This window comes from Xanthovirga aplysinae (genome assembly GCF_009711365.1).
Classification (GTDB): domain Bacteria; phylum Bacteroidota; class Bacteroidia; order Cytophagales; family Cyclobacteriaceae; genus Xanthovirga; species Xanthovirga aplysinae.
Genome location: NZ_SMMB01000216.1, coordinates 1 through 732, shown reverse-complemented (window position 1 = coordinate 732; position 732 = coordinate 1). Strand labels below are relative to the sequence as shown.

Annotated in this window: 1 protein-coding gene; it reads right to left on the bottom strand. The window is 39.2% G+C overall.

Annotated elements, in window-relative coordinates; genetic code table 11:
* The coding region (locus E1171_RS00460; RefSeq protein ID WP_155203039.1) for an SDR family oxidoreductase at nt 1-644 on the bottom strand (644 nt) is incomplete at its 3' end.
* Nucleotides 645-732: the final 88 nt, after the last annotated feature.

The window sequence follows — 732 nt, the reverse complement described above, 5'->3', positions numbered from 1 at the left end:
TTCGCTATGGAGGAAGCCGGCAGCCAGGTTCCGGTTTCTTCTTTTAACTCATGATATCTTTGCTTAAAAGCTTCCGGTATGTTTGAAAAAATTTCGGTTTCCGTTAAACCTGGAGCTATGACGATTAGGCGTACATTCTTTCCGGAAACTTCCTGTCTAACTATTTCTGTTAAAGCATGAACTGCGAATTTTGTTCCACCATAAATGGCATTTCCACCCGAAGTTCTCCGTCCTGCGACTGAGCTTACATTGATAATGGTTCCCTTTTCTCTTTGAACCATTCCTTTTAGGACAGCTTCCATTCCATTAATTACACCCATCAAGTTGGTTTCTACAACCTGTTTTTTGGCATCATGGGTTTGATCAATAAAATTCCCCCAAAAAATAATCCCAGCATTATTGACCAAGCAATTTACTGGACCAAATTTTTCTTCTGCCTCTTGAATAGCATTTCGAATTTGATCCAAGTTTCTCACGTCTACCTGCTTACAAAGAGTTTTTGGAAGGTTAAAGGACTGCATTTTTTCAAGACGCCTGGCCATTAGAAGCAATGGGTAGCCCTCTTTGGAAAATTTCTTTGCCGTAGCCGCTCCTATACCAGAACTAGCTCCTGTGATGGCAATTAAGGGTTTTTGAGTTTTCATTAAATCGGAATTAGAATTAGTTAGGGAAAGGTGCCAATTGAATAAATGAAAGGGAAAGAAAGTTTGAAGAAAATATTGGAGTTTTTTC